Genomic DNA, 25642 nt, shown 5'->3' with positions numbered 1-25642 from the left:
CGTTGTTCTCGATGATGTAGAGGAGATTGAGGTTGCGCCGCACCGCATGGCACAGTTGTCCGAGTCCGATCGAGAGCGAGTCCCCGTCTCCGGAGACGCCGATATAGACGAGGTCGCGGTTCGCGGCGTTCGCCCCGCTCGCCACCGACGGCATCCGCCCGTGCACGCTGTTGAAGCCGTGGGATTCGGACATGAAGTAGGCGGTCGTCTTTGACGAGCAGCCGATCCCGCTCATCTTCGCGGCCCGGTGCGTGGGGATCGCGAGTTCCCACGCCGCCTCGATCAGCGCCGCGGTGACGGAATCGTGGCCACATCCCGCGCACAGCGTGGACATCACGCCCTCGTAGTCGCGACGCGTGAGCCCCAGTTCGTTCTTCTCCAGACTCGGATGAAAGACCCGCGGCTTGGCGATGTACGTCATGCACCCACTCCTTCGGCGGTCTCCGCCGCGAGACCGAGGCGATCCTTCACACCCGCGATGACGTGGCGTGCACTCAGCGGGAGCCCTCCGTAGCGGAGGATCGAGGTCAGCCGTTCCTTCGAGGCCGGCGTCTCCAGCGTGAGGAGCGACTTCAACTGCGCGTCCCGGTTCTGTTCGATGACGATGTTGAGGTCGTGGGCCTCGATGAAGCGTCCGACCTCGGCGGCGAACGGAAACCCGCGGATCCGCATGTAGTCGAGCCGGAGCCCGTCCTCCGCCTCCATGCGCTCGATGGCTTCGCGCACCGCACCGTCGCAGGCGCCCAGCGTGATGAGTCCGTGCCGCGCGTCCGGCCGCGAGCGGATCTCCGGGGGAGGCACCGCCTCCGCCGCACGGTCGATCTTCTCGGCGATGCGGTCGATGACCTCCTGGTATTCGTCCGGGTCCTCCGTGTACTTGCCGTATTTCGTGTGGCCGGAGCCGCGCGTGAAGTAGGCGCCCTTCGGATCCTCGCCCGGAATCGTACGATACGGGATCCCGTCACCGTCCACGTCCAGGTACCGGTAGAAGGTCTCGACCTCCGCGAGCGCCTCCGCGTCGAGCACCTTCCCGCGATCCGGCCTGTACCCGTCGTCCCACCGGAAGCGGGGCACGACCCAGTCGTTCATCCCGATGTCGAGGTCGGAGAGCACGAAGACGGGCGTCTGGAAGCGTTCCGCGAGATCGAACGCCTGCACGCTGAAATCGAAGCACTCCGCCGGATCCTTCGGGTAGAGGCAGAGGTGCTTCGTGTCCCCGTGCGAGGCGTAGGCGCAGAGGAGGATGTCGCCCTGCTGGGTGCGCGTCGGCATCCCGGTCGACGGGCCGACGCGCTCGACGTCGAAGAACACACAGGGGACTTCGGCGTAGTACGCGAGCCCGATGAACTCCGTCATGAGCGAGATGCCCGCCCCGCTCGTGGCCGTGAATGCGCGGGCTCCGGCCCACCCCGCGCCGATCGCGATGCCGGCCGCCGCCAGTTCGTCTTCCGCCTGCAGGATCGCCGCCTTGCTCCGCCCTGTCTCCTCCTCCACGCGCAGACGCCGGCAATAGGCCGTGAAGGCGTCGACGAGCGAGGTCGAGGGCGTGATCGGATACCAGGCCGCGACCGTCGCGCCCGCATAGACGCAACCGAGCGCCGCCGCCGTGTTCCCGTCGATCAGAATCGATTCGCGCGTGGCATCCATGCCCTCGAGCCGGATCGGCAGGGGGCACTCGAAATTCTCGGCCGCATAGTCGTAGCCGAGCCGGATCGCCTTGAAGTTCGCATCGAGGAGATGACGCTTCTTCTCGCCGAAGGTCTCCTCGAGCAGTCCCCGGATCACATCCATGTCGATGTCGAGGAGGGCGGCGAGCGCGCCCGTGTAGGCGATGTTCTTCATCAGGATGCGCGTGCGCCCGCCGTCGAAGCTCTTCACGCACATCTCGGCCAGCGGGACGCCGAGGAAGGTCACCTCGTCGCGCCGGAGCGTATCCGCCATGGGCCAGCTCGAGTCGTACAGCAGCCAGCCGCCGGGGACGAGTTCCTCGATGTCCTGCGCGTAGGTCTCCGGGTTCATCGCCACGATGAGGTCGAAGTCCGGCGTGCGCGCGACGTGGCCCGACCGGTTCACGCGGATCTCGTACCAGGTGGGAAGGCCCTGGATGTTCGAGGGGAAGACGTTCTTCCCGGACACCGGAACCCCCATCCGGAAGATCGACTGCATGATGAGGCCGTTGGCGCTCGCGGAGCCGGTGCCGTTCACGGTGCCGATCTTGAGCGCGAAGTCGTTCACGCGGTCCGTCTTCCTGTCGGCCTTCATGTCGGCTTCATGTCGGCCATTCCGTCAGGGAGCCACCGAAACGAAGCCGCCCGGCGCCATCTCCTCGATTCCCATCCCCGAGTAGGGATGGTCCGCGTCCTGTCCCGCGTACGGCTTGAGCAGATCGAAGGTCCGCATGTCCCAGGCCGCCGTCGGACAGCGCTCCGCGCACAGCCCGCAGTGGATGCAGAGGTCCTCGTCCTTCACCATGACGCGCGCCGTCTGCGGCAGCGCCTCGGAGACGTAGATGTCCTGTTCCGTGTTCTCGGCGGGCGCCAGCAGCCGCGTGCGGAGATCCGCTTCCTCCCCGTTGTGCGTGATCGTGAGACAACTGAGGGGACAGATGTCGATGCAGGCGTCACACTCGATGCACAGGCTCCCCGTGAAGTGCGTCTGAATGTCGCAGTTCAGGCAGCGCTCGACCTCGGTCAGCGTCTGCTCGAGATCGAACCCCTCCTCGACTTCCGTCGCGATGCTCTGGAGGCGCTGCTCCAGGCGGACGTGCCGCATCTTCCGCCGGGCCGCGTACTCGTAGTCGTTCGAGTAGCTCCACTCGTGGAGCCCCATCTTGGCGCTCACGAGGTTCATGTGCTCGGGCGGACGCTTGCGGATGTCCTCGCCGCTGCAGTAGGCGTGGATGGAGATCGCCGCCTGATGCCCGTGCTCGGCCGCCCAGATGATGTTCTCGGGGCCCCACGCCGCGTCGCCGCCGAAGAAGACGCCCTCGCGCGTCGACATGAACGTCGTGCGGTCGACGACCGCTTCTCGCCACTTGTTGAACTCGATCCCCGCATCGTCCTCGATCCAGGGGAAGGCGGTCTCCTGCCCGATGGCGAGGATGACGGCCTCCGCCGGGAAGAACGCTTCGTCGAGCTTCGTCGCGACGAGCCGTCCCTGGTCGTTCTCGTGCCATTCCACGATGTCGAAGTTCATCCCCCTGAGGACGCCGTCCTCGACGACGAACTCCGTGGGCGAGTGGTTCTCGACGATGTCGACGAGTTCTTCTTCCGCGTCCTCCAGCTCCCAGGGGGAGGCCTTGAAGTACGGCTTCGACTTGCGGGCCATGACCTTGACGTTCGTTCCGCCGATCCGCTTCGAGGTGCGGCAGCAGTCCATCGCGGTGTTCCCGACCCCGATGACGAGCACGTTCTCCTCGATCGAGTTCGTGTGCCCGAAGGCGACGGATTCCAGCCAGTCGATGCCGATGTAGATGTGGTCCGTGTCGTACCGGCCCGGCAGGCGCAGCTCCTTGCCGCGCGGAGCGCCGGAACCGACGAAGACGGCGTCGAACCCCTGCTCCAGCAGCCACTTCATGCTTTCGACGGGCGCGTTGTAGCGAATGTCCACGCCCATGTCGAGGATGTAGTCGATCTCCTCCCACAGCACCTCGGGGGGCAGGCGGAACTGTGGAATGTTCGTCCACATGAGGCCGCCGGGCCGGTCGTTCTTCTCGAAGATCGTGACCTCGTAGCCGAGGGGCATGAGGTCGCGGGCGACGGTCAGCGACGCGGGGCCCGAGCCCACGCAGGCGATCCTCTTCCCGTTCTTCTGCTTCGGGATCTCCGGGAAGCGGGGCGTGATGTCGCCCCTGAGGTCGGCGGCGACGCGCTTGAGGCGACAGATCGCGACCGGCTTCTCCTCGACTCTCACGCGCCGGCATGCGGGCTCGCAGGGGCGGTCGCACGTCCGGCCGAGGATGCCCGGAAAGACGTTCGACTCCCAGTTGAGCATGTAGGCGTCGTCGTACCGTTCCTGGGCGATGAGCCGGATGTAGCCCGGTACGTTGGTGTGGGCCGGGCAGGCCCACTGGCAATCCACGACTTTGTGGTAGTAGTCGGGATTCTCGACGTTCGTTGGCTCCACCGTCTCTCCTCGGGCCGACCCCGCCCGACAGGCCCCACGGCTCCCCGAACCGTGAGTCGCTTGGTGAGATAACCGCCCGCAATCCTAGGGGACGAGGGGAGTTGTCGCCAGTTTTTCGGGTGCCGGCGGCCAGCTCGTTGCTGCGGCGGCCGGAGCCGCGGAAGTTGAGCCCATGCAGAAACAGCCCGTGCACACGGTTGTCGGCGGGGCTCACCTCTTCCGACGAGATACGGCGGCCAAGCTCGGACGGATCGCCGGACGCTACCTGGACCGGTACGCGCCGGACCCGGCCGCTCTGCGGGAGGCCCTCGGAAATCGCCTTCCCCCCGGGACCGCGGAAGCGGTGCGCCGGCGAGTGCGCGCCAAGCTCGAACGGGAGCCGGTCGAGTGCTTTCTGATCGACTTCGAGGATGGGTTCGGCGTCCGGTCCGAGGCGGAGGAAGATGAGGCGGCGGCCACGGCGGCAAGGGAGGTCGCGGCGGGAGCCGCGGCCGGCAGTCTCCCGCCCTCGCTTGGCATCCGCATCAAGTCGCTGGATGAGATCACCGGGGGGCGGGCGTTGCGTACGCTCGAACTCTTCCTTGCCGCGTTCGCGCGGAGCGGGCGCGACCTGCCGGACGGGTTCACGGTGCTCCTTCCCAAGATCATCGCGGCCGGGCAGGTGGAACGGCTCACGGCGGCCCTGAGTCGGCTCGAGACGACGCTCGGTCTGCCGGAGGAGCGTGTGGCGATCGACCTCATGATCGAGACGCCGCAGTCGCTCGTGGCGCCGGATGGACGGATCGCCGTGCCGGAGCTTGTCGCGGCGGCGGGCGGGCGGTGCCGCACCGTGCATCTCGGAGCGTACGACCTCACGGGCGCCGTGGCGGTCGCGGCGGAAGACCAGACGCTGGCGCACCCGTTGTGCGACCTGGCGAGGCAGCTCCTGCAGCTCTCGCTCGCCGGGACCGGCGTCCAGCTTTCGGATGGGGCGACGAACGTGCTGCCCGTCGAACCGCATCGCGGAGAGACGGCGCTCTCACCGGCCGAGCGGGTGGAGAACCTGGCGGTCGTGCACGGCGCATGGCGCCTGCATTACTCCGATGTCCGGCGGTCTCTGAGCCAGGGGTTCTACCAGGGCTGGGACCTCCACCCCGCACAGCTCGTCTCCCGCTTCGCGGCCGTATTCTCGTTCTTCCTCGAGGGTCTGGACGCGGCGGCGAGCCGGCTCGACCGCTTCGTGGCCGTCGCGGGGCAGGCCGTCCTCACGGGGTCGGTGTTCGACGACGAAGCCTCGGGCCAGGGCCTTCTGAACTTCTTCCTCCGAGGGCTCGCGACCGGCGCCCTGACGGCGGAGGAGGCGGCCCGCTCCGGTCTCACCGCCGCGGAACTCGAAACGCGGTCGTTCCGCGCGATCCTCGAGCGGCGCCGCGGGTGATCGCGGCCTGGATCGACGGCGGCAGGGTCCGCATACGCGACGACCTCCCGCGGCCCCCTCTCGAGCCCGGAGAGGCCATCATCAGGGTCTCGATGGCGGGAATCTGCGGGACGGACCTGGAGTTGCTGCGTGGATACCGCGGCTTCTCGGGGATTCCGGGGCACGAGTTCGTCGGACGCGTCGAGGAGGGGTCGCCCGAGTGGGTCGGGGCGCGGGTCGTGGCGGAGATCAACGTCACCTGCCGCTCGCGACATGCCGAGCCGCTCTGCCGCAGTTGCGCGAACGGCCGGCCGACGCACTGCCTTCGCCGCGAGGCGATCGGCATCCACGGGCGTGATGGCGCGTTCGCCGAATGGCTGCGGGCGCCGGTCTCGAACCTGCACCGCGTGCCGCAGGCGCTTCCGGACGAGGTTGCCGTGTTCGCAGAACCGGTTGCGGCTGCCTGCCGCGTCCTGCGGCAGGTCGGGCGCGAGATCGAGCACGGTCGCGTGACCCGGGCGCTCGTCGTGGGTGCGGGCCGGCTGGGGCAACTCGTGGCGCGGGCGCTGGCGATTCGGTTGCCGGGGCTGGAGGTCGCCGGGCGGTCGGAGCGCAACCTGGCGCGGGCTCGCGCGGCCGGGCTCGCCGCCGGGCCGGCCACCGCCGTGGAGGAAGCGGCCTACGATCTCGTCGTCGAATGTAGCGGTGCAGCGGCGGGCTTCGCCGTCGCCCGCCGGGCCGTTCGACCACGCGGAACAGTAATTCTCAAGAGCACGCACACAAACGAGTTATCCATCGACATCTCATCCGTTGTGGTAGATGAGATACGACTGCTCGGGTCCCGGTGCGGGCCCTTCGAGGACGCCCTGGCGGCGCTGGAGCGCGGAGACTTCGAGGTGCGCGATCTGATCGACGACCGGCTGCCGCTCTCCGACGCCCCGGAGGCATTCAGCCGGGCGGCGGAGCCGGGTGTCGCGAAGGTGCTTCTCGTCCCCTGACCCCGGACGGTGGCTTCAGTCGGAGAGTCGCACGGCGCGGACGCGTACGCCGCCGCCTTCGCCGGGGATCGTCCACGCGAACAGGAACTCGTCCCCCCTCCGCACCATGCGTGGAAACCCGCTCGAGCGTTCGCCGGCGGTCTCGGAGATCAGGAGGGGCGCGTCCAGCGAACCGTCCGGATGGACGCGGCGGACGAGGACGCGCGGCGTCTCGTTCGAGGCTTCGAGCCACACGACCGCCGCCGAACCGTCGTCGAGGCGCTCGATGTCCACGCGGCCCAGCGGCAACCCCTCGTCGACCCGGATTCGCGGGCCGAAGGTTGCGCCACCGTCGGCCGAGAACGCGACGTATGCCTGCGGTGTGCCGCCGGCGCCCGTGTACCAGGCCGAGGCCAGCGCCCCCTCGTCGCCGCTCAACTGCGGCCCGTTCACCGGACAGCCGGGGATGACCCAGCCGTCGGTCGAGACCGCAGCGGGCTCGGTCCAGTCCTCCCCCGCCCCGCGAACCACGGCGATGTCGCGGACTTCGGATTCGCTCCGGTCGCGGTAGGCGGCGACCAGACCGTCCCCCACGCGGGCCAGCGCCGTCTGGCAGCACTCGCACGTGCGGTCGTCGAGCAGCACCTCGGGGCCCAGGCGACCATCCGGCGCGAGCGTCCGGAAGCGGACGGACATCGCCCCGCGCTCTCCCCCTCCGGCTCCGGCCAGGTGCTCGCCGCCTACGGCCACGTGCTCGCCGCCCCCGGCATCGCCTGCCATGGCGCGGGCGTCGAGCCAGGTCAGCCCCGCACCGTCACCCCACGGCACCATCGACACAAAGCCGTGCTCGGTCGGCGACGCGTCGTCGTGCGCGCGGAACGGCTCCGACCACGTCATGCCGTCATCCGCAGAGAGCGCCAACATGACATGGTAGGCGTAGGGCGCGTCGGCCACCTTCTCCAGCCAGTGAACGGCGAGCGTCCCGTCGCGCATCTCCACCGAGGACGGAAAGTCGGCCCAGTTCACGAACATCTCTTCCGACGCCCACACGGTTCGCGGCTCGGACCAGCCTCCCTCCCCGCGAATCGCCAGCCGCAGCGCGGGCACGCCGTCCTCCGGCTCGATCCATGTCAGGATCGCGCGACCCTCGGCGCCCACCGCGAGATGGGGTTCGCCGCTCGGGAACGACCGCTCGAACTCGACATCTCCCGGCTCCAGCGACACGTGCCGCTCCGCCTCGCCGGCACACCCGACGAGGAGCACGGCGACGGCGAGCGAACGGACCGGCCGGCCGCCACGGGCTCGCCCGCGCGTTCTCGTGGGGGGTTCGGACGTCCTCATCAGAAGTCGGCAGCCACCTTGGGGACAGACTCGACGCGGATCGTGAGGATGTCGATGTCGTGGTACTGCTGGTGGCGGATGGACGAGGCGTAGTGCCGCAGCAGCCGAAGCGGCGTCTCCGCTTCAACGGGGACCCCTGCGGCCCCCTCGCTGAGCATCGCCAGTTGGTCCTCGACGTTCTTCTCGTCCGTCGTCGCGATGAACTCGAGATCCGCCGCGGGGCCATCGCTGCTCGCGATGAGCAACAGGCTTCGCGCCTCGTCGGTCCCGGCTTCGGTCCCGGTTTCGGCCGCAGCTTCGGCCTCGGATGCAGCTGCGGCTCCGGTGCGGCCGAGGATCTGCATCGTCTCTTCGCCCACCGCACGCAGACGCGTTGCCATCTCCTCGTCCCAGCCCTTGCGCGCCGCGAACTTCACCAGGAAGGCGTCAACCTCCGACCACGTGTCGTCCGATAACCGCGTCTTGAGGCGCGCCCGACGGCCTCCGGTGACCTCGGCGAAGATGGTGAGCAGGATCACCGTGATGCCGCCGACCGTCATGCCGTTGCCGAGGAATTCCTCCCAGGCTCCGACGATCTGCTCCGGGTAGATCCAGTCGAACTGGAAGACGATGCCGAGCCAGAACGCCACGCCGACCACGAGGCCGTTGCGGTAATCCAGCCCCTCCTGGAGCAGGATCTTCATCCCAAAGACGAAGATCAGCGCCACGACGACGATGAAATAGGCCGCCACGACGGGGCCGGGGATCGCGATGATGAGGGCGAGCAATTTCGGCAGGAAGGCGAACGCCGCGAAGACGACGCCGACGCACATCCCGATGGCGCGAGAGGTGACGCCGGTGAGTTCGGCGACGGCGATGCCCACGCCGTAGGTCGTGTTGGGGACGGTCCCGGCCAGACCGGAGAGGAGGTTGCCCGCGCCGTCGGCGGCGATCGCGCCCTGGATGGAGCGGAAGTCGATCGCGCGCGGCCTGCGCCAGGAGACGCGCTGAATCGCGATCGCATCGCCGAGCGTGTCCATGGCGCTCACGAGCGTCACCATGAGGAAGGAGGGCAAGAGAGCCCAGAACTCGGGGCGGAAGCTCAGGTCGAGTCCGGGGTACGCCAGGTCCGGCAGGCCGATCCAGCGGGCTTCGTAGACGCTGGACATGTCGTAGATCCCGAACCCGAGGCCGGCGACGAGCGATCCGGCGACGATCCCGAGGGCCGGGGCCCACAGCCGAAGGGCGCCGGAGAACCGAAGCGGGACCAGGACCGTGACCGCCAGCGTCACGCCGGCCACGAGCGGACCCGCGGCGGTCGGGGCTCCGGCCGGGACTTCGGCGAGCTTCCGCAGGATCATCGGGGTCAGCGTCACCGGGATCAGGATCAGCACGGTGCCCGCCACGGTGGGCGTGAACACCCGGCGCAGGAGCGCCATCCGGGACGCAAGCAGGAACTGGACCAGCGAGGAGGCGATGATCAGCACCGCGAGCATGCCCGGCCCGCCCTGCTCGATGGCCGTGACGCTCACCGCGATGAAGGCGCTCGTGCTCCCCATGATGAGGACGTAGCCGGCGCCGATCCGTCCCACGCTGCGCGCCTGGATCGCCGTCGTGATGCCGCTGATGACGAGCGCCGCGAACACCGCCCAGGACAGGTACTCCGGGCTTCCGCCCGCCACCGTGATCATGACCGTCGGCGTGAGCACGATGCTGGCGAGGCAGATAAGGGCGTACTGGACGCCGAGTCCGGCGGCCATGGGGAGCGGAGGACGCTCGTTCGGCTCGAAACGCACGTCCTGGCGGGCGAGCCCGGGGCCGGAACCCGCCATCAGGCGCCGCCTCCCCCGGCGAGCGCTTCGGCGGGCGCTCCGGCGGACGCTTCGGCCGACGCTTCCGAGCGCCAGCGCTCGGGGTGAGCTTCGAGGCGCTCCACGGCCTCAGCGAGGACTTCGAGCGCGAGGTCGATGGTGTCGAGGTGCGTGCGGAACGCGAGCGCCGCCATTCTCAGCAGGAAGGTTCCATCGATCGTCGTGGAGGAGAGGAAGACCCGGCCGTCGCGGTGCGTTTCTTCGATCAGCGCGCGGTTGAAGGCGTCCGCGTCGCCCGACTCCGGTACCCAGCGGTAGGTGACCACCGACAGCGGCGGCTCCGACTCCACCTCGAACCCGAGTGCCCCGACCTCTCGGTGGAAGTACCGTGCGAGTTCGAGCTTCTCCCGAAGGCAGGCCTTGAACGGCGCCTCCCCGTGAAGGAGGAGCGGCAGCCAAACCCGCAGTCCGCGAAAGTGCTTGGTGAGCTCCGGCGATACGGCGGCCGGAGAGGGCCCCCAGCGCTCGGCCTCGACCGTGTCCTGCAGATAGCTGGCGCCGGAGGTGTGCGCATCCGCCAGGGCGTTCCCGTCGCGGACGAGCACGGCGCCGGTCCCGTAGGGGAGGAACATGCCCTTGTGCGGGTCGAGGACGAGGGAATCCGAGCGTTCCAGCCCCGCCAGCGCGGGCCGCATCTCCTCAAGCAGGGCGAAAAAGCCGCCGTAGGCGCCGTCCACGTGGAACCAGAGATCTTCGCGCTCGGCGACGTCCGCGATCTCCGCGAGCGGGTCGATGGCGCCGATGTCCACGGTGCCCGCCGAAGCGAAGACGAGCCAGGGCCGGAGTCCGCGCGCGCGATCCTCCGCCACGAGTTCGGCGAGCGCGTCGACCCGCATCCGGTATTCCCCATCCAGCGGGACGTCGCGCCGCACCGCCTCTCCCACGCCGGCCATCCTGAGCGCCTTGTGCAGGCAGTGGTGCAGGTGGGGCGAGGAGTAGACGACCGCACGCTCGTAGTCGCGGGCGCGCAGCCCGGCCGCCTCGCGCGCGGTGACGACGGCGATGAGGCTCGCGATCGAGCCGCCCGAGGCCAGGTTCCCGGCGCACGTGGCCGGGTATCCCGCGAAACGGGCCATCCAGTCGAGGATGACGTTCTCCATCTCGACCGCGCCCGGCCCGGTGAACCGTACCCCGGCGTATTCGTTCGTGACGGCCGCGAGATAGTCCGCCAGCGAAGAGGCGTATATGCCGCCGCCGGGGATGTACCCGAGGTGGCCGCCGTGCGAGGGCACCAGTCCCACCCCCACGACGGACTCATCGATCCGGTCGATGAGCCGCCCGATGGGCCGCGTATCGGCCCCGGCGCCCAGTTCCCGGATCTCCGCCACGGAGGACTTGTCGTGCCGGTAGGCGAGGCGTTCGGGGAGCCCGTCGAGGAACCGCTGCGCGTAGCCATGCACCTCGGTCATGAGGCGGTCGCGCTCCCCCGCGTCGGGGTCGAGCGGCCGCGCAGCCTCCTCCAGTTCCAGGATCCGGGACCGCTGCCGACTTGAGATCGAGCGCATGATGCGATCCTATCCCTTTCGTACGGGGCACGCGAGCGTTTCGGCCCGGCAGCCTGTGGCAAACGCCTGGGTCGGCGCCGATAGTGGTGAGGCGCTCGCCTGACAAGGAGCGACGAGGGAGAATCCCGCTTGTATCCGCTTCACAAGTCATCGTGGAGGTACGGTCTCGCGGCCGCGCTCGTCGCCGCGTTCGCGTCCGCCGCCGAGGCGCAGTCGCGCGCGGAACGGGCGGAAGGCTACCTGCGGTCCTTCCATGACCTCAGGCTGTTCAATGGCGCGGCGCTCATCGTCGACGAGGGCGAGGTCCTGTTCGAGGGCGCGTTCGGACGGTCGGACTTCGCGGCCGGCGGCGCCAACGACGCGAGCACGCGGTTCCGCATCGCTTCGCTGACGAAGCAGTTCACGGCCGCACTCGTCCTCAGACTTGAAGAAGAGGGGCTGCTGCGGGTCGACGATCCGGTGGGGCGCCATATCGAGGAGTATCCGCCCGAAAACGCGGACCGGGTCACGCTCCATCACCTGCTCACCCACACGTCGGGGTTGCCGAGCTACACGAACATGCCGGGGTTCATGGACTGGGAGGCGGCGACCCCGTTCTCGCCGGGCGAGATCCTCGCGCTCACCTGGGAGGCCCCCCTCTCCTTCGAGCCGGGCACGGACTTCGAGTACTCCAACTCGGGATACGTCCTTCTGGGCTGGATCGCCGAACGCGTCACGGGGCTGAGCTACGCCGAGGCGCTTCGAACGTACGTACTCGACCCGCTGGAACTGCGCGACACCGGATACGACGGTTCGCTCCGGCCGCCGGAGGGCCACGCGGCCGGCCACACGCGCGACCTCGTCGGCTATCGCCCGGCGCGTCTCATCGATCCGTCCGTGCCCTATTCGGCCGGCATGCTGTACTCCACCGTGGGGGATCTCACCCGGTGGGCCACCCGCCTCTTCCTCGACGGGGGCCTGTTCCGGGACCCGGAGACGCTGGCGCGCATGACGACCCCGGGCCTCGAAGCCGGGGCATACGGGTACGGCGTCGGCGTGCGGGCGCGGGATATCGAGCGCGACCGCGGCGTGCGCACGATCGAACACTCTGGGGGGATCTTCGGGTTCTCCTCGCTGCTGCGCGTCTTCCCGGACCACGGACGCCTCATCGTGCTGCTGGACAACACGTCCTCCGACCTGGGACCGCTCGTGGAGGGTTTGACGAATCTGCTGTGGGGCGCCGAGGCCGTTCGTCCGAAACCGTCGATCGCCGAACGGCTGCTGCCGATCGTCGAGGCGGGCGGGGTCGAGGCGGCGATGACGAGGTACGAGAACTGGCGCCGGACGCGACCGGAGGAATACGACTACTCGCCCGGCCAGATCCTGAGGCTCGCGGGCCACTTCCGGGCGGGCGAGCCGGCCACGGCCATCGCGATCCTCGAGGCCTACGCGGCCGGAACGCCGGAACCCCTCCCCATCGCCATCCGATTCGCGCTATCCGAGCTTCACGAAGAGGCCGGGGCTCTGGAGGCGGCGTCGGACCACATCCGGACGGCGCTCACGTACAATCCCGGGATGCCCCGGCTCCTGGAACGCCTGTCGGAGATGGGCGTCGAACCCGATCCGGCGCTTCGGCTCCCCATCGTGCGGGTGGAGCCCGAGGATCTGTCCATCCTGGTGGGCGAGTACCGGATCGACCCGGCCACGACCCTGACCGTCACGCTCGAGGAGGACGTTCTCATGGCCGCCCGCACTGGCGAGACCGCGTTCCGACTCCTCCCCCAGTCCCCGACCGCGTTCCTGATGCACGGGTCCGCCGTGCAGTTCGTGTTCGAAGTCGCGGAGCGCGTCGCGGGCGCGGTTTCGGTCGTGGAGGCCGACCAGCGCCTTGTTTTCCCAAGAATCGCAAACTGAGTCGCGACCGGCATCGACATGCACGACTTCGCCGTCATCGGACTCGGAGCCATCGGAAGCGCGACCGCGGCCGAACTCGTCCGACGAGGACACTCGGTGGTGGGATTCGACCGCTACAGGCCCCCGCACACGATGGGATCGGCGCACAGCGACACGCGGATGATCCGCGCGGGGTGGTACCACGCGTCGCCGTACATGCCGCTCGTCCGCGACGCCTTCCGGCGCTGGAAGGAACTCGGGCGCTCGTCCGGCCGAACGCTGCTGCGGACGACGGGCGCCCTCATGATGGGGCCGGAAGACGGCCGCGCGTTCGCCGGGGGGCCGCTTCGCGGCGTCGCCGGGCCGGACACCGATTACGTCCCCCTCTCCGTGGAAGAAGTGGTCGAGCGCTTCCCTTGGCTCCGCCCGGATCCCGGCACCGTCAGCATCTACGAACCAGGGGCCGCCATCCTCTCACTGGAAAGCTGCCTCGAGGCGATGCTGGAGGCGGCCGGGGGCGCGGACCTGCGCTTCGACGAGCCCGTGGTCGGCTGGTCCGCTTCGGCCTCGGGCGTCCGGGTCCGGACGGCTCGGGGAGAATACCCGGCGCGGCGACTCGCCATCGCCGCGGGGGCGTGGACTTCGCAACTGCTTCCCGAACTCTCCCTCCCCCTCGAGGTGGAGCGCACGGTGCAGTACTGGTTCGAACCCGCCGGGGAACACACCCTCACGCTCCGCGACGGCCCTGCCTGGGTATGGGAGCTTGAACAGGGGGGTACGTGGTACGGATTCCCACCGACGGAGCGAGGTCTGAAGGCCGGGATGCACTTTCAGGACGGACGCCGAACCGATGTCGAGCGGGTCGACCGTGAGATCGGGGCCTCGGAGACGGAGGATCTGCGATGGCTGTTCGGGCGTTACGCGCCGGGCGTGGCGGGCGCGCTGGCGCACGCGTCGGTCTGTCTCTACACGAACACGCCCGACGAGGACTTCATCGTCGACCGCCACCCGGACCACTCCAGGGTGGTGATCTTCGCCGGAGGCTCCGGGCATGCGTTCAAGTTCACACCCGTCCTCGGGTCGCTGATGGCCGACCTGCTCTCGGACGTGCCGCGCCGGGAACGGTCATACTTCTCCATCGACCGCTTCGAGTAAGCACGGCCGCAGCTGCGGCCCTTGCGGGGACGATCCCGGATCGCGACGGAAGGCCGGCGGCTGCCGCTCGGGGCGTCACGGCTCCGACAGCGGCCCGCTCAGATCGATTTCCAGCGGGTTCCCGCACATGATCCCGGAGGCGCCGCCCGTCTGCCTTCCGGCTGTGGTTGAGACCTCGAGCCGCGTGGACATCGAAATGTCGCATGTGCCGCTCCGCCCGGCCGTTTGGTAGGTGACGGCCCCGGACAGCGCCATGTCGATAACGTTCCGGAACCCGAGCCGGGGCGACACCCTCAAGGCGTACGTGCCGGTTTCCCGGAGGCTCGGAGCGCCGTTCAGCTTGAACGTCCTTCCGTGCGCCGCCTCCACGCAGTCGCGCGGCACCAGCGTGAGATCGACGTGGAACGTAATGTCGCTTTCGCCTTCCGACATCGAGACGGAGGCGGTCAGCGTCGCCTCGCCACCACCCGTACAGGCGCGTACCTCCGGCGGCAGCTCACCCGTCGGATCCAGATTGACATGGTTGCGGAGAGCCCGGTAAAGGGCCTCGCTCTCCTCCGGTGTCAGCCTGTCTCCTCCAGCCCCGGTCGAGTCATCTCCGCAAGCGGCGACAGCAAGGGTCACTGCCAACAGCGCGAACGTGCGCCGGAAGCTGTTCCTCGAATTCATGTCAACCAGCATCCGTGCGCGGATTGGCGGAAGCCCCCGCAAAGCGCAGGAAGAGGGCGGGTACGACGACCATGTTGAGCGTGGTGGATGTGAACAGCCCCCCGAGTACGACGACGGCGAGCGGGGCCTGAATCTCCTTGCCCGGTTCGCCGATGCCCAGGGCGAGCGGGACGAGCGCAAGGCCCGCCGTGAGCGCCGTCATGAGGATGGGACTGAGACGTTCCATGGAGCCGCGGCGGATGCTCGGGCCCAGCCCGGCGCCCGCCGCACGCAGATCCTGATAGCGGCTCACGAGAAGGATCCCGTTCCGCACGGCGATGCCGAACAGCGTGATGAGCCCGACCAGCGTCGCGATGTTCACCGTGCCGCCGATGAGCAGCACCGCGAGCACGCCCCCCGCCAGCGCCAGCGGCAGGTTCACCATGAGAAGGGCGGCGATCCTGGCGCTCCCGAAGGCCCGGAACATGATGAGGAAGATCGCGGCGATCGAGAACAACGAGAGCAGCGTGATGCGCCGCGTCGCCTCTCGCCCGCTCTCGAACTGGCCGCCGTACTGGACGTAGTAGCCCGGCGGCAGTTCGACCTCGGCCGCGACCCGCGCCTGAAGCGCCTCCGCGGCTCCGCCCACATCGCGCCCCGCGACGTTCGCGCTCACGACGATCTTCCGCTGCACGTTCTCGCGGCTGATGGTGTTCGGCCCCAGCGACGGCACGATCGAAGCCAGTTGGGACAGCGGCACCGTGGCGCCCGCCGGGGTCGTCATCAGCGTCCGGCCGATCGCCTCGGGGTCGGTGCGGTGTTCGTCCGCATAGCGCACCACGAGGTCGAACGCGCGATCGCCGTCCCGGATGAGCGATACCTCCTCTCCCTGGAACGCGACATCGACGGCCGCGGCCATCGCCGCCGGGGTGACGCCATGGCGAGCCATGGCGCGGCGGTCGGCGCGGATCTGAAGCTGGGGTATGTCCGCCTGCCGCTCGACGGAGACGTCCACGAGCCCCTCCACCGTCCCCGCGACGGTCTCGATCTCGCCGGCAATATCGCGCAGTTCCCGGAGGTCCGGGCCGAACAGATTCGCCGCGATGGCCGCCCGCGTGCCCGAGAGCATGTGGTCGATCCGGTGCCCGATCGGCTGTCCGATCGTGACGTTGGTTCCGGGAAGTCCCGACAGGTCGTCCCGGAGCGCGGCCATGACCTCCTCCAGGTCGTGCTCCGAAAGGTCCAGCCGCGCGTCGACCTCGGAGGCGTTGGCGCCCTGCGCGTGCTCGTCGAGTTCGGCCCGGCCGGTCCGCCGCGAGGTGGAGACGACGGCCGGGTGCGCCAGGAGCTGCCGCTCCACGCGGGCCCCGATCGCGTCCGACTCCACCAGTGACGTCCCGGGCAGGCTCACGACGGAGATGGTCAGCGTCCCCTCCTGGAACTCGGGCAGGAAGCCGCGCCCCAGCGAGGGCACGAGCGCCAGCGTGCCGGCCAGCAGGAGCGCCGCACCGCCGAGCACGGCGCCGGAACGGCGCAGCGCCCCGTCGAGGACGCGGCCGTACGCACGTTCGATCCCGCGCATCAGCCACGGTTCGCGCGGGCGGCCAAGCGCCCGGTCCCCCGGCAGAAGCATGTGGCAGAGCGCCGGCGTCACCGTGACCGCGACGAGCAGCGACGAGAGAATGCTCACGATGTACGCCAGTCCCAGCGGCCGGAGCATGCGCCCCTCCACGCCGGAGAGGAAGAAGAGCGGGACGAAGACGATGGAGATGATGAGCGTGGCGCTCAGGATCGGGGTCCGGATCTCCCGCGCCGCGTCCCGGACGAGGGCCAGCGGCCGGCGGCGGCGCTCCGGCGAGCGGCGACGGTCTTCGCGCAGGCGGCGGTACACGTTCTCGACGACGATGATCGCGTCATCGACCAGCGCGCCGATGGCGATGGCCATGCCGCCCAGCGTCATCGTGTTGATCGTACCCCCGAGGAGCCGCAGAACGATGACGGCGAGGGCCAGCGAGAGCGGGATCGCGAGCGCGGAGATCGCCGTCGTCCGCAGGTTCCACAGGAAGAGCAGAAGCACGGCGATGACGAGCAACGCACCGTCGCGCAGGGCTTCGATCACGTTGTCCACGGCAAGCGATATGAAATCGGCCTGTCGGAACACGGATCTCTCGAAGGCCACGCCCGCCGGAAGTTCCGCTTCGATCTCGTCCAGTTCGGCGTCGATCCGCTCCGTCAGCTCCAGCGTGTTGGCGCCGGGCTGCTTCTGGATCGAGAGCACCACGGCGGGCTCCGCGTTCACGGAAGCGGTGCCGAGCCGGACGCGCGGGCCGATCCGAACCTCCGCCAGATCCTCGATGAGGACCGGTACCCCCTCCCGCACGGCGACGACGGTCAGGCCGATCTCCTCCAGGTCACGCGCGCGACCGATGCCGCGGATCAGGATTTCGCGGCCGCCCGACCGATAGACGCCCCCGGACGCGTTCCGGTTCGATCCGGCCGCCGCCTCCAGTACCTCGTCGAGCCCGACGCCGTACGCGAGCAGGCGTTCGGGCCGGATCAGGACCTGGTACTGGCGGACCTGTCCGCCGATCGACACCACCTGCGAGACACCGGGCACGGCGAGCAGCCGGCGCCGCACGGTCCAGTCCGCGGCCGTCCGGGCCTCCATCAGTTGCGCAGCGGACGCGCTCATGCCGACGAGCAGGATCTCGCCCATGATCGAACTCACGGGCGCGAGCACCGGGGCGCTCACGTCGTCCGGCAGTTGGGCCGTGGCGAGCTGAAGCCGCTCGTTCACGATCTGCCGGGCACGGAGGATGTCCGTCCCCCAGTCGAAATCCACCCAGACGATGCTGATCCCCTGCGCCGAACTCGATCGGACCCGGCGCACGCCGGCGGCACCGTTCACCGCCGTTTCGATCGGGAAGGTGACCAGACTCTCGACTTCTTCCGGGGCCAGTCCGTGCGCGTCGCTGAGAACCGTCACCGTGGGAGCGGTGAGGTCGGGAAACACGTCGACGGGCAGCGTGGCGCTCACCCATCCCCCGCCCGCCAGGAGGAGGACCCCGGCGGCCACGGCGAGAAAGCGGTTCTCCAGCGAGGCGTGGACGAGACGGTCCAGCAGGCCCTGCAGGAGGCCTGACCGGTCTTCCGCCGGTCCGGGAGCGCTCATCCCGGCGGACTGGTGTACACTAGTGCGGATGTCCGTGGTCCGAGATCTCCACGTCACCGAGCGAGGCCAGCCTCACCTGGTAGGCGCCCACGGCGACGACCTGCTCCCCGCTCGCCACTCCGGAGTGAACGATGGTCCACGAGCCGTCCGAGGGGCCGGTCTCCACCACCCGCCGCTGGAACGCTTCGCCGCCGACCTTGACGTAGACGACGTAGAGCCCGTCCTCGTCCAGGATCGCGGGCGTCGGGACGGCCACCCCCTCCACGGGCTCGCCGAGGAGCAGGTGACCTTCGGCCAGCATCCCCACCTTGAGCACGCCACCCGGGTTCGCCACCGCAAAGCGGACCGGCAGCGTCCGGCTTCCCGCATCGATGATGCTGCCCACCGACACCACGCGGTCGGCGGCGTGCGCATGGCCCGCGCCTTCGACGGTGAACCACGCGCCGCGGACTTCGCTGGCCGCCTCGGCGTGGCGCGCAGGAACCCGTGCGACGAACCACAGCGTATCGGGACGCACCACCGTGAAGGCGTGCGTCCCGACGGCGACGTGCTCGCCGGGCGCCACGTGGCGATCCGCGATCACCCCCCCGATCGGACTCCGAAGGCGGTAGACGTGCGGGTCGGGACCGCCGTCCCCGTCGGCGGAGAGAAGGCCTCCCACGGCCTCGAACGCCGCCCGGGCCACGTCGAGGTTGTGGCGCGCCTCCTCCAGGCGACGCCCGGCGATGGCGCCGGCAGAGAAGAGACGCTCCGCCCGGTCCGCCTCGCGCTCGGCGTCCTCCACATCGGCCCGCATGCGGGCATACGAGTCGTCGATGCTCGTGGGGGCGATCAGCGCCAACGTCTCCCCCTCCAGCACCGCCTCACCTGGGGCGGGCGATGGCCCCTGAACGAGCACGAGGCCTTCCGCCGGCGTCGAGACGTGCGCGAGGCCGCGCGCGGGGGCGGTGACCTCCCCGGTCACCGGGATCGAGTTCGGAATCCGACGCGTCTCCGCGACGGCGACCTCGAACGGCATCGCCCACTGTTCTTCCTTCAGGAGCGCGATCAGCCCCGGAGGCGGCTGCTCTTCGTCGTGCGGGAGCGTCTCTTCACTCGCGAACACCTCCAGCTGTCCCACCGGGAGCGCGTGGTCCGCGCCGCGGGCCGTGAGGGTCAGGTCCGCCCGCCACGTCCCGGTCGCCGTGAGGGTCGGGCTCGCATGGTAGATTCCAGGGGTCGCCGGGGCCGGGAGCACGATCTCTTCGCGGGCGCCACCGGGTCCCCGCAGCAGGAGCACGAGGCTCCCCTCCCGCACCGGCTTCCAGTCCGCCAGCCAGGTGAGGTGGATGGCCCACGGCTCGCTCGCGACGCCCCGGACGTGCGGCGGGTACTCGACGAAGAGTTCGAGCGACTCGGTCCAGTGCGTCACCGCGCCACCGCCGGCATGGGAATGAGTGGCCACCACCTCGTCGGCGGGCGGCGAATCGCACCCGGCACTGGAGAGCGCCGCCACCATGGCGATCGCCCGATTCACGCGCATGACACCTCCCCGGCTGCGAACCTGTCCCGTCCGTTCAACGTTGCCCGACCCCCGCCCGGGGGCCAGAGCGGCCGAAACCTCGACCCGGGAGCCGCCCGTATTGTACCTTGGAGCGTACATCATGCGCGGAAGAGGAAGACCTGATGAGAAAGATCGCCATCGCCGTGGCCGTGATCGTCATTCGGAAGCTGCTCAAGAAGCTCTGACGGCGGAACGGAATACGCTCGATTCCCGCTAGTCCGGGGAGGGTCCGATCCGTCCCGGCCTCATCGCCGTCAGGAACTTCACGGGTCTCAGCGCCTCACGGTCGTACGAGAAGTAGATGAAGAATGGCCTGCCCCGCATCTTCCCGCGCTCGACGAAGCCCCAGTACCGCGAATCGAGGCTCTCCTCCCGGTTGTCTCCCAACATGAAGTAGCGTTCCGCCGGCACCACGAGCGGTCCCCAGTTGTCCCGCGTGGGCTCGTACTCGCCCCGCTCCGGGTCCGGGATCAGGTGCTCCAGCTGCCACTGCATCCGGGGATCCCCTTCATCCAGCTGTCGAGGATTCCGGCGGACGTAGGGTTCGTCGACGGCGACGCCGTTCCTGTAGAAGACGCCTCCCTCCATTCGGAGCGTGTCGCCGGGCAGACCCACGGTACGCTTGACGATATCCATCCCCGGAGAATGGTCCGCCCTGAACACGATGATGTCCCCGTACTCCGGCTCGGCGTATCCCGGTACGCGGGCACTCGTGAACGGGATCGGCGCACCGAGCGACGTCTTGTTCACGAGCAGGAAATCGCCGACCAGGAGCGTCCCCTCCATCGACCCCGACGTGATCACGAAGGTCGCCAGCAGGAACGTCCGGAAGAAGATGAAGATGAGGAACGCGACGAGCAGCGTGCGCGCCCAGTCGCGGAACCATTCCGCGCTGAACGCCGCTGGGGATGGGGGGCGTTCCCGCGCTTCCGCGGCTTCGTCCGCCTCTCCGGTACGGCCCTTCCTCTTGCGGCTTCGTGCCATGTTTCGGCGTGCTCGTTGCGGGGATCGCCGGCGCGCCGGGCGCCGGGCGTCATCGTCGGTTGCGGCGGACGCTACTCTGCGGCCATCTCACCCGCCACGCAAACGCCCGGCGCTTCGGGCAGCTCCGGCCGGCGCCGCAAGCCGTACGGACCGTCAGTCGGGCCGGGACCCTATTCGGCCGGGTCTCATCGCCGTCAGAACCCGAAACGGATCGAGTGCGTCCCGATCGTACGAAAAGTAGATGAAGAACGGCTTCCCCCTCATCTTCGCGCGCTCCACGAAACCCCAGTAGCGCGAATCGAGACTGTCGTCGCGGTTGTCGCCAAGCATGAAGTAGCGCTCCGCGGGAACTACGAGCGGTCCCCAGTTGTCCCGCTTCGGCCGGTACTCGCTTCGCTCCGGATCCCGTACCAGGTGCTCTCTCTGCCACAGCATCCGGCTGTCTCCGGCATCCGGCCGGCGTGGATCGCGGCGGACGTAGGGTTCCTCGACCTCGACCCCGTTCCGGTACAGGACGCCGCCCTGCATCCGGAGCGTGTCGCCGGGCAGGCCGACCGTGCGCTTCACGAGGTCCATTCCGGGAGAATGGTCCGAGCGGAAGACGATGATGTCGCCGTGGACCGGCTCCACGTAGCCCGGGATGCGAACCTCGGTGAACGGGATCGTGGCGCCCAGGGCAAGCTTGTTCACGAGCAGAAAATCGCCGACCAGGAGTGTGTTCTCCATCGATCCGGAGGAAATCACGGACGTCGCCAGGAGAAACGTCCGGAAGAAGAGGAGACCGGCGGCTGCGACGATCAATGATCGAGCCCACTCCCTCGCCGACTGCTTGGCGTCGGGCCTCTTGCTGCTCTTGCTTCGCTTCCTGGCCATACCTTCGGACCTTCCGTTACGGGAACCGCCGACGCTCGGCATCGTTACATGAGGCCGTCGGAGTAGATGTGGAGCCGCCAGAGGCTGCCGCCGCGGACGGCGCGGGCGATGTCGATGCGAAACAGCCCGTCCATGAGCGACAGGCCGACCCCCACGCTCGACAACCAGCCCTTCGTGCCGAAGGCATCCACGGAGCCCGTCCAGCCCGCGTCCCAGAACCCCGTGATCCGGATCGGGCTGCCCCCGATGTCGTACGCCGGATCGCCGATCCGGAAACCGCGCCCCAGCTCGAACCGGCCGAACCAGAAGCTCTCGCCTCCGGTCGACACCGGGTCGAAGGCCCGCAACGTGTACGATCCGCCGAGGTGGAAGCGACGCTGTGGGGGCGGCTCCCCGAACACTCTTCCCGCCCCACCCTCCAGCGCCAGCGACCACTCGCTCACGGGGAGTTGAAGCGCGGCGGAGACCGCGGCACGGCCGTAGAGATCGAAGTCGCCCGTCGCGGCTTCCCCCCAAATGGAACCGCTCAGGATCGGTGTGCCCGGATTCACCGACGAAAATGCGCGCAGGCGGCCCGAGACGCCGACGACGTCGCCGCGGGCGGCCACGATGTTGTCCGGAAAGACCGCATCGCCGAAGAGGTTCGGGAGCGAGGCATCGCTCTGCTTCACCGCGTTCCGGTGGCGCTCCGCGAAGAGCGCGCCTTCCACGCGGGTCCGCTTCCCCTGGCGGCTCGCCGCGACCTCGAAGCCGGTCTCCCGGAAGTAGAGGCCTTCGTCGTACCCCATGACGAGGCTGTTGAAGGAGTTGCCGAAGGAGAGCGGACGGCCCCAATCGCCCAGGTCCGTGAGGCGCCGGTACGCCGTGATCCCGAAACCGCCCGTCGCCGTCTGCCGCCGCCACCCGACCTCCACGCCGGGCTCCCACTCCGGGATGCCGATTCGCGGCGTGACCGCGAACTCCGACACGACCCCGGTCGGTACCGCGAAGCGCGCGCTGAGCGACAGCCCCTCGACGCGGTTGTAGCGGAGCCTGCGCAGACCCGGAGCGAGATCCAGGCGGGGGCCCAGAGCCATGGCGGCGGGGATCTCCAACGAGGACAGGCGATCCTTCAGGTCGTCGAGTTCCTGCGCCGCGAAGGCGTCGACGGTGGCGGAAAAGAGCGGCTCCGGCAGTTCCCGGGACGCGGGAAGCTCGTCGAGAGGCGGGACGATGATCACGATGGGACGGGCCCTTGCGGGGAGTGAATCGGCTTCCGCCGTCAACGGATCGTCGCGGATTCCCTCGACTCGCGCCCCTTCTCCCTCGTTCGCCTGGATCCGCCCCTCTTCGGCGTCGATCTCCTCGTCGACCCACCGCGTCCAACCTTCCGGCAGATCCTCCCCCGGATCGAGCAACGGTTCGCGATCCACGACGTAGTCCTCGAAGGTCCATTCGTAGCGGACCGGCATGCTCGCCAGGTCCGCCATCGTGGCGACCGCGTCGAAGGCCATGCGATTCGGGAGCCACCAGCGGAGTTCCTGGAGTCCGTAGTCGATCGTGATGAACTCGACCCTGGCGCGGATCGGCTTCACGAACCCGGGGACGTCTTCCGCATCCTCCGGTTCTTCGCGGTCGAAGTCGTACTCGATCGCCGGGCGGTAGGCGGCGCGCGTGAGGACCCCTTCGTCCGCGTCGAACCACAGCGAGCCGGCGATGCGGTCGAAGCGGGCCTCTCGCGGCTCGACGATGGCCTCGATCAGCGTCACCGTGCGGTCGTCCCCCGGGAAGCGGATGCGCAGCGTGTCGCCGGAGCGGTAGCGGTAGTGATAGGCCGCGGTATCGGCCAGCGGATGGAGGGCCCACTCCGAACCGACCGTCACGTGCTCGCTCGCCGGATCGATCATGTCGAAGTCGAGTTCGAACGCGTCGTCGTCGCGGAGATCGTCCTCGAATTCGACGCCCAGACCGACGATCGGCACCCCGCGCCGCACGCCCAGCCAACGGACGATGTGTTCGCCCTCCGCCGCCCAGCGCAGGCGCGCGGCGCGCTCCTGGTGGAACATCGCCCGCTCCCGGCGCAGGGCCGCGCCGCCCAGCCCGGCGTAGATGCGCTCGCGGAAGGTCGCCTCGAAGCTCGTCAGCCCGTCAGCCCGAGCTTTGCGCTGGGCCATGGCGCGCCCGATCAGCCCCGCGATCCCCTCATCGGCGTAGGCGTCGGACGGAATCGGCCGCGAGACGGAAGCGGGCGGTTCCTGGAGGGCGGACGCGTCGAACGCGAAGCCCGCGGCAGCCCCCATGCACATCGCCAGCGCCACCAGCCCCCGGTAAGCGCCCTGCTGCGTTCGGTCCAAGAGCGATCTCCAGTCCAGAGCCAGCGGTATCGAGGCGCGCGCCTCGCGGTCGAGGGCGGGACACAACACCGGGCCGGCGACCCATCCCGATGGGTGCCGGTACGTCTATGTTTGGGTAGACGTTTCAACCTTCGCCCGCGTCACCGGGAAAGAAGGCGCCCGCGTCACCGGGGAGAATAACGAGTGGGTCTTTACTCCGAACACATCTTTCCGCGTCTCATGGAGAGCGGACTCAAGGGCGACGTGCATCGCCGATATCGGCGCCGCGTGCTCTCCCGCGCGAGGGGGAACGTGCTCGAAGTCGGCTTCGGCACCGGCCTCAATCTCGAGTTCTACCCGGCGTCGGTTCGCCGCGTCACGGGGATCGACCCCGCGGCCGTGCTCGAACGCCGCGTACGCGCCCGCGTCGCCCGTGCCCCCTTCCCCGTCGAGCGCGTAATCCACGACGCCGCCGACCGACTGCCCTTTCCGGACGGACATTTCGACACCGTGACGAGCACCTGGACGCTGTGCTCGATCGAACGGCTCCGGGACGCCCTCCTCGAATTGAGGCGCGCGCTGAAGCCCTCCGGCGAGTTCCTCTTTCTCGAGCACGGACGGAACGATAAGGGCTGGGTTTCGCGCCTTCAGGACACCCTGAACCCGATCCAGAACTTCGTCGCCTGCGGCTGCAACATAAACCGGAAGATCGACGCCGAGGTCGAGGACGGCGGTTTCCGGATCGCCGATCTCGAGCGTTTCACGATGCCCGGGGTGCCCCGGGCGCTGGGTTCCGTCTACCTTGGCGTGGCCAGGCCGCGGAGCGGCGAACGCCTCGCAGGGCCCCGGCGATCACAGCCGTGAGCGCTCAGCCCTTCAGCCTCCTCGCGGCGAGGACGGCGCCCGCCGAGCCCGCGGCGGCCGGGCCGAGCAGGAAGAGAAGCGCGAGGCCCCAGTGGCCGGACGGAGGATCCGTCACCGTCACCCAGACGCCGACGACCCCCAGCAGGGCCAGGCTCCAGCCCGGCGCCAGGCCCCAGAGGAGGGGACGCGCGCCCCGGTGCCAGCGCGCGAGACCGAAACCCGCGGCGAAGTACAGGAGACCACCGAGTCCGATGAGCCCGGGGCCGGGTCCCAGGGGCAGGTCTCTGAACACGAGCGCCAGCCCCGCGAGGCCGGCGAGGAGACAGACGATGACGGAAACCAGGAGCTTCAGTACGGCTCTCATGGCGTGCGAAGATGCGGCGAGATCCGCGCTTTCTCAAACGGCTCCGGCGGGGGCCCTTCGCCGCCGGGCGGCGGCGGTCGCCGTCGCGCTCGCGGCCGTCGGCCACCTGATCGGCGCCTCGGCGGCAACGGGCCAGGATGCGGGTTCGCAGGATCGTCCGGCACCGCCCGCGCCCGCGCGGGCCGTCAATCTCGAGGAGCTGGCGTGGATCGCCGGCCACTGGGGCGGGGATGCCTTCGGGGGACAGATCGAGGAGGCGTGGTTCAGCCCCGCGGGGCGCTCGATGTCCGGCTCCTTCCGCCTCGTCCGCGACGGTCTCGCGATCATGTACGAGCTTCTGCTCCTGGAGCAGGACGATGACGGTGAGATCTACTACCGATTCAAGCACGTCTTGCGGGGCTGGGAGCCGGTGGAGGAGACGCGGCTCGAATACCGGCTCACGGCTCTGGAAGACCGCAAGGCCACCTTCCGGAGCACGGCGGAGGCGCCGCCTCCAAACGCGCCCTGGTGGTTCACGTACGAGAGCCCTACGAGCACCGAGCTGATCGTAACCATACATGGCAGCGGAGGCGGAGATCCGACCGTCCTGTCGATGACGAGGCGGTAAGGCCGTATCTTTCGGGCGACGGAAGGCGTTTATCGGGGAGAGGGCCGGACTCGA

At 69.3% G+C, this 25642-nt stretch carries 19 protein-coding genes; 6 read left to right on the top strand and 13 right to left on the bottom strand.

Translation table 11 applies throughout. The annotated features are described in order from the left end of the window. From OXN85_11285 to OXN85_11275, 3 genes are all read right to left on the bottom strand, one after another. Nucleotides 1–421, bottom strand: a 421-nt coding sequence (locus tag OXN85_11285; GenBank protein ID MCY3600536.1) for a thiamine pyrophosphate-dependent enzyme, incomplete at its 3' end; no start/stop codon positions are given. Then, nucleotides 418–2262, bottom strand: coding sequence for a 2-oxoacid:acceptor oxidoreductase subunit alpha (locus OXN85_11280; protein ID MCY3600535.1), 1845 nt, complete (start codon nucleotides 2260–2262; stop codon nucleotides 418–420). The genes OXN85_11280 and OXN85_11285, both read right to left, overlap by 4 nt. Nucleotides 2263–2286: 24 nt before the next feature. Then, a complete protein-coding gene (locus tag OXN85_11275; protein ID MCY3600534.1) occupies nucleotides 2287–4125 on the bottom strand; it encodes an FAD-dependent oxidoreductase in 1839 nt (612 codons plus the stop codon). Between the two features lie 172 nt (nucleotides 4126–4297). Between OXN85_11275 and OXN85_11270 the strand changes: the two genes are divergently transcribed. After that, entirely contained in the window at nucleotides 4298–5542 is a 1245-nt protein-coding gene (locus tag OXN85_11270) for a phosphoenolpyruvate kinase (protein MCY3600533.1), read from the top strand. Further along, complete coding sequence (locus tag OXN85_11265) at nucleotides 5539–6519, top strand: alcohol dehydrogenase catalytic domain-containing protein (GenBank protein MCY3600532.1); 981 nt, start codon at nucleotides 5539–5541, stop codon at nucleotides 6517–6519. The genes OXN85_11270 and OXN85_11265 overlap by 4 nt, the downstream gene beginning before the upstream one ends. 15 nt (nucleotides 6520–6534) lie before the next feature. On the opposite strand, the gene OXN85_11260 is transcribed toward OXN85_11265, so the two are convergent. From OXN85_11260 to OXN85_11250, 3 genes are read right to left on the bottom strand one after another with little or no spacing between them, the layout of a single operon-like run. Continuing rightward, nucleotides 6535–7839 carry a sialidase family protein gene (locus tag OXN85_11260; GenBank protein MCY3600531.1) on the bottom strand — a complete coding sequence of 435 codons (1305 nt, stop codon included), beginning with the start codon at nucleotides 7837–7839 and terminating at the stop codon, nucleotides 6535–6537. Next, nucleotides 7839–9650: a hypothetical protein gene (locus tag OXN85_11255; GenBank protein ID MCY3600530.1), complete on the bottom strand. Its 1812-nt coding sequence runs from the start codon at nucleotides 9648–9650 to the stop codon at nucleotides 7839–7841. Before OXN85_11255 ends, OXN85_11260 begins: the two co-directional genes overlap by 1 nt. Next, complete coding sequence (locus tag OXN85_11250) at nucleotides 9650–11194, bottom strand: pyridoxal-dependent decarboxylase (protein ID MCY3600529.1); 1545 nt, start codon at nucleotides 11192–11194, stop codon at nucleotides 9650–9652. The genes OXN85_11255 and OXN85_11250 overlap by 1 nt, the downstream gene beginning before the upstream one ends. A 129-nt stretch (nucleotides 11195–11323) precedes the next feature. Between OXN85_11250 and OXN85_11245 the strand changes: the two genes are divergently transcribed. Further along, the gene (locus OXN85_11245) at nucleotides 11324–13087 is read left to right on the top strand and encodes a serine hydrolase (protein ID MCY3600528.1); all 1764 of its coding nucleotides are present in this window, start codon (nucleotides 11324–11326) and stop codon (nucleotides 13085–13087) included. Between the two features lie 18 nt (nucleotides 13088–13105). After that, entirely contained in the window at nucleotides 13106–14221 is a 1116-nt protein-coding gene (gene solA / locus OXN85_11240) for an N-methyl-L-tryptophan oxidase (GenBank protein ID MCY3600527.1), read from the top strand. Between the two features lie 75 nt (nucleotides 14222–14296). Here solA and OXN85_11235 read toward each other — a convergent pair whose 3' ends face one another. From OXN85_11235 to OXN85_11210, 6 genes are all read right to left on the bottom strand, one after another. Next, nucleotides 14297–14890, bottom strand: coding sequence for a hypothetical protein (locus OXN85_11235; protein MCY3600526.1), 594 nt, complete (start codon nucleotides 14888–14890; stop codon nucleotides 14297–14299). Nucleotide 14891: 1 nt separating this feature from the next. Beyond that, the gene (locus tag OXN85_11230) at nucleotides 14892–18041 is read right to left on the bottom strand and encodes an efflux RND transporter permease subunit (GenBank protein ID MCY3600525.1); all 3150 of its coding nucleotides are present in this window, start codon (nucleotides 18039–18041) and stop codon (nucleotides 14892–14894) included. 19 nt (nucleotides 18042–18060) lie between these two features. Continuing rightward, nucleotides 18061–19563: an efflux RND transporter periplasmic adaptor subunit gene (locus OXN85_11225; GenBank protein ID MCY3600524.1), complete on the bottom strand. Its 1503-nt coding sequence runs from the start codon at nucleotides 19561–19563 to the stop codon at nucleotides 18061–18063. Between the two features lie 234 nt (nucleotides 19564–19797). Then, a complete protein-coding gene (gene lepB / locus OXN85_11220) occupies nucleotides 19798–20568 on the bottom strand; it encodes a signal peptidase I (protein MCY3600523.1) in 771 nt (256 codons plus the stop codon). Between the two features lie 153 nt (nucleotides 20569–20721). Then, nucleotides 20722–21441: a signal peptidase I gene (gene lepB, locus OXN85_11215; protein MCY3600522.1), complete on the bottom strand. Its 720-nt coding sequence runs from the start codon at nucleotides 21439–21441 to the stop codon at nucleotides 20722–20724. A 44-nt stretch (nucleotides 21442–21485) separates the two neighbouring features. Beyond that, on the bottom strand, nucleotides 21486–23774 hold the full coding sequence (locus OXN85_11210) for a hypothetical protein (protein MCY3600521.1): 2289 nt from the start codon (nucleotides 23772–23774) through the stop codon (nucleotides 21486–21488). A 183-nt stretch (nucleotides 23775–23957) separates the two neighbouring features. Here OXN85_11210 and OXN85_11205 point away from each other — a divergent pair, with 183 nt between their 5' ends. After that, on the top strand, nucleotides 23958–24617 hold the full coding sequence (locus OXN85_11205; protein ID MCY3600520.1) for a class I SAM-dependent methyltransferase: 660 nt from the start codon (nucleotides 23958–23960) through the stop codon (nucleotides 24615–24617). Nucleotides 24618–24621: 4 nt separating this feature from the next. On the opposite strand, the gene OXN85_11200 is transcribed toward OXN85_11205, so the two are convergent. Continuing rightward, a complete protein-coding gene (locus tag OXN85_11200) occupies nucleotides 24622–24981 on the bottom strand; it encodes a hypothetical protein (GenBank protein ID MCY3600519.1) in 360 nt (119 codons plus the stop codon). On the opposite strand from OXN85_11200, the gene OXN85_11195 reads away from it, so the two are divergent. Continuing rightward, nucleotides 24947–25588 carry a DUF6265 family protein gene (locus OXN85_11195; protein ID MCY3600518.1) on the top strand — a complete coding sequence of 214 codons (642 nt, stop codon included), beginning with the start codon at nucleotides 24947–24949 and terminating at the stop codon, nucleotides 25586–25588. The genes OXN85_11200 and OXN85_11195 overlap by 35 nt on opposite strands. Nucleotides 25589–25642: the final 54 nt, after the last annotated feature.

The sequence above is a fragment of the Candidatus Palauibacter australiensis genome (genome assembly GCA_026705295.1).
Taxonomy (GTDB): Bacteria; Gemmatimonadota; Gemmatimonadetes; order Palauibacterales; family Palauibacteraceae; genus Palauibacter; species Palauibacter australiensis.
The sequence above is the reverse complement of the archived record's forward strand: the minus strand, read 5'-3'. Positions and strand labels throughout refer to the sequence as shown.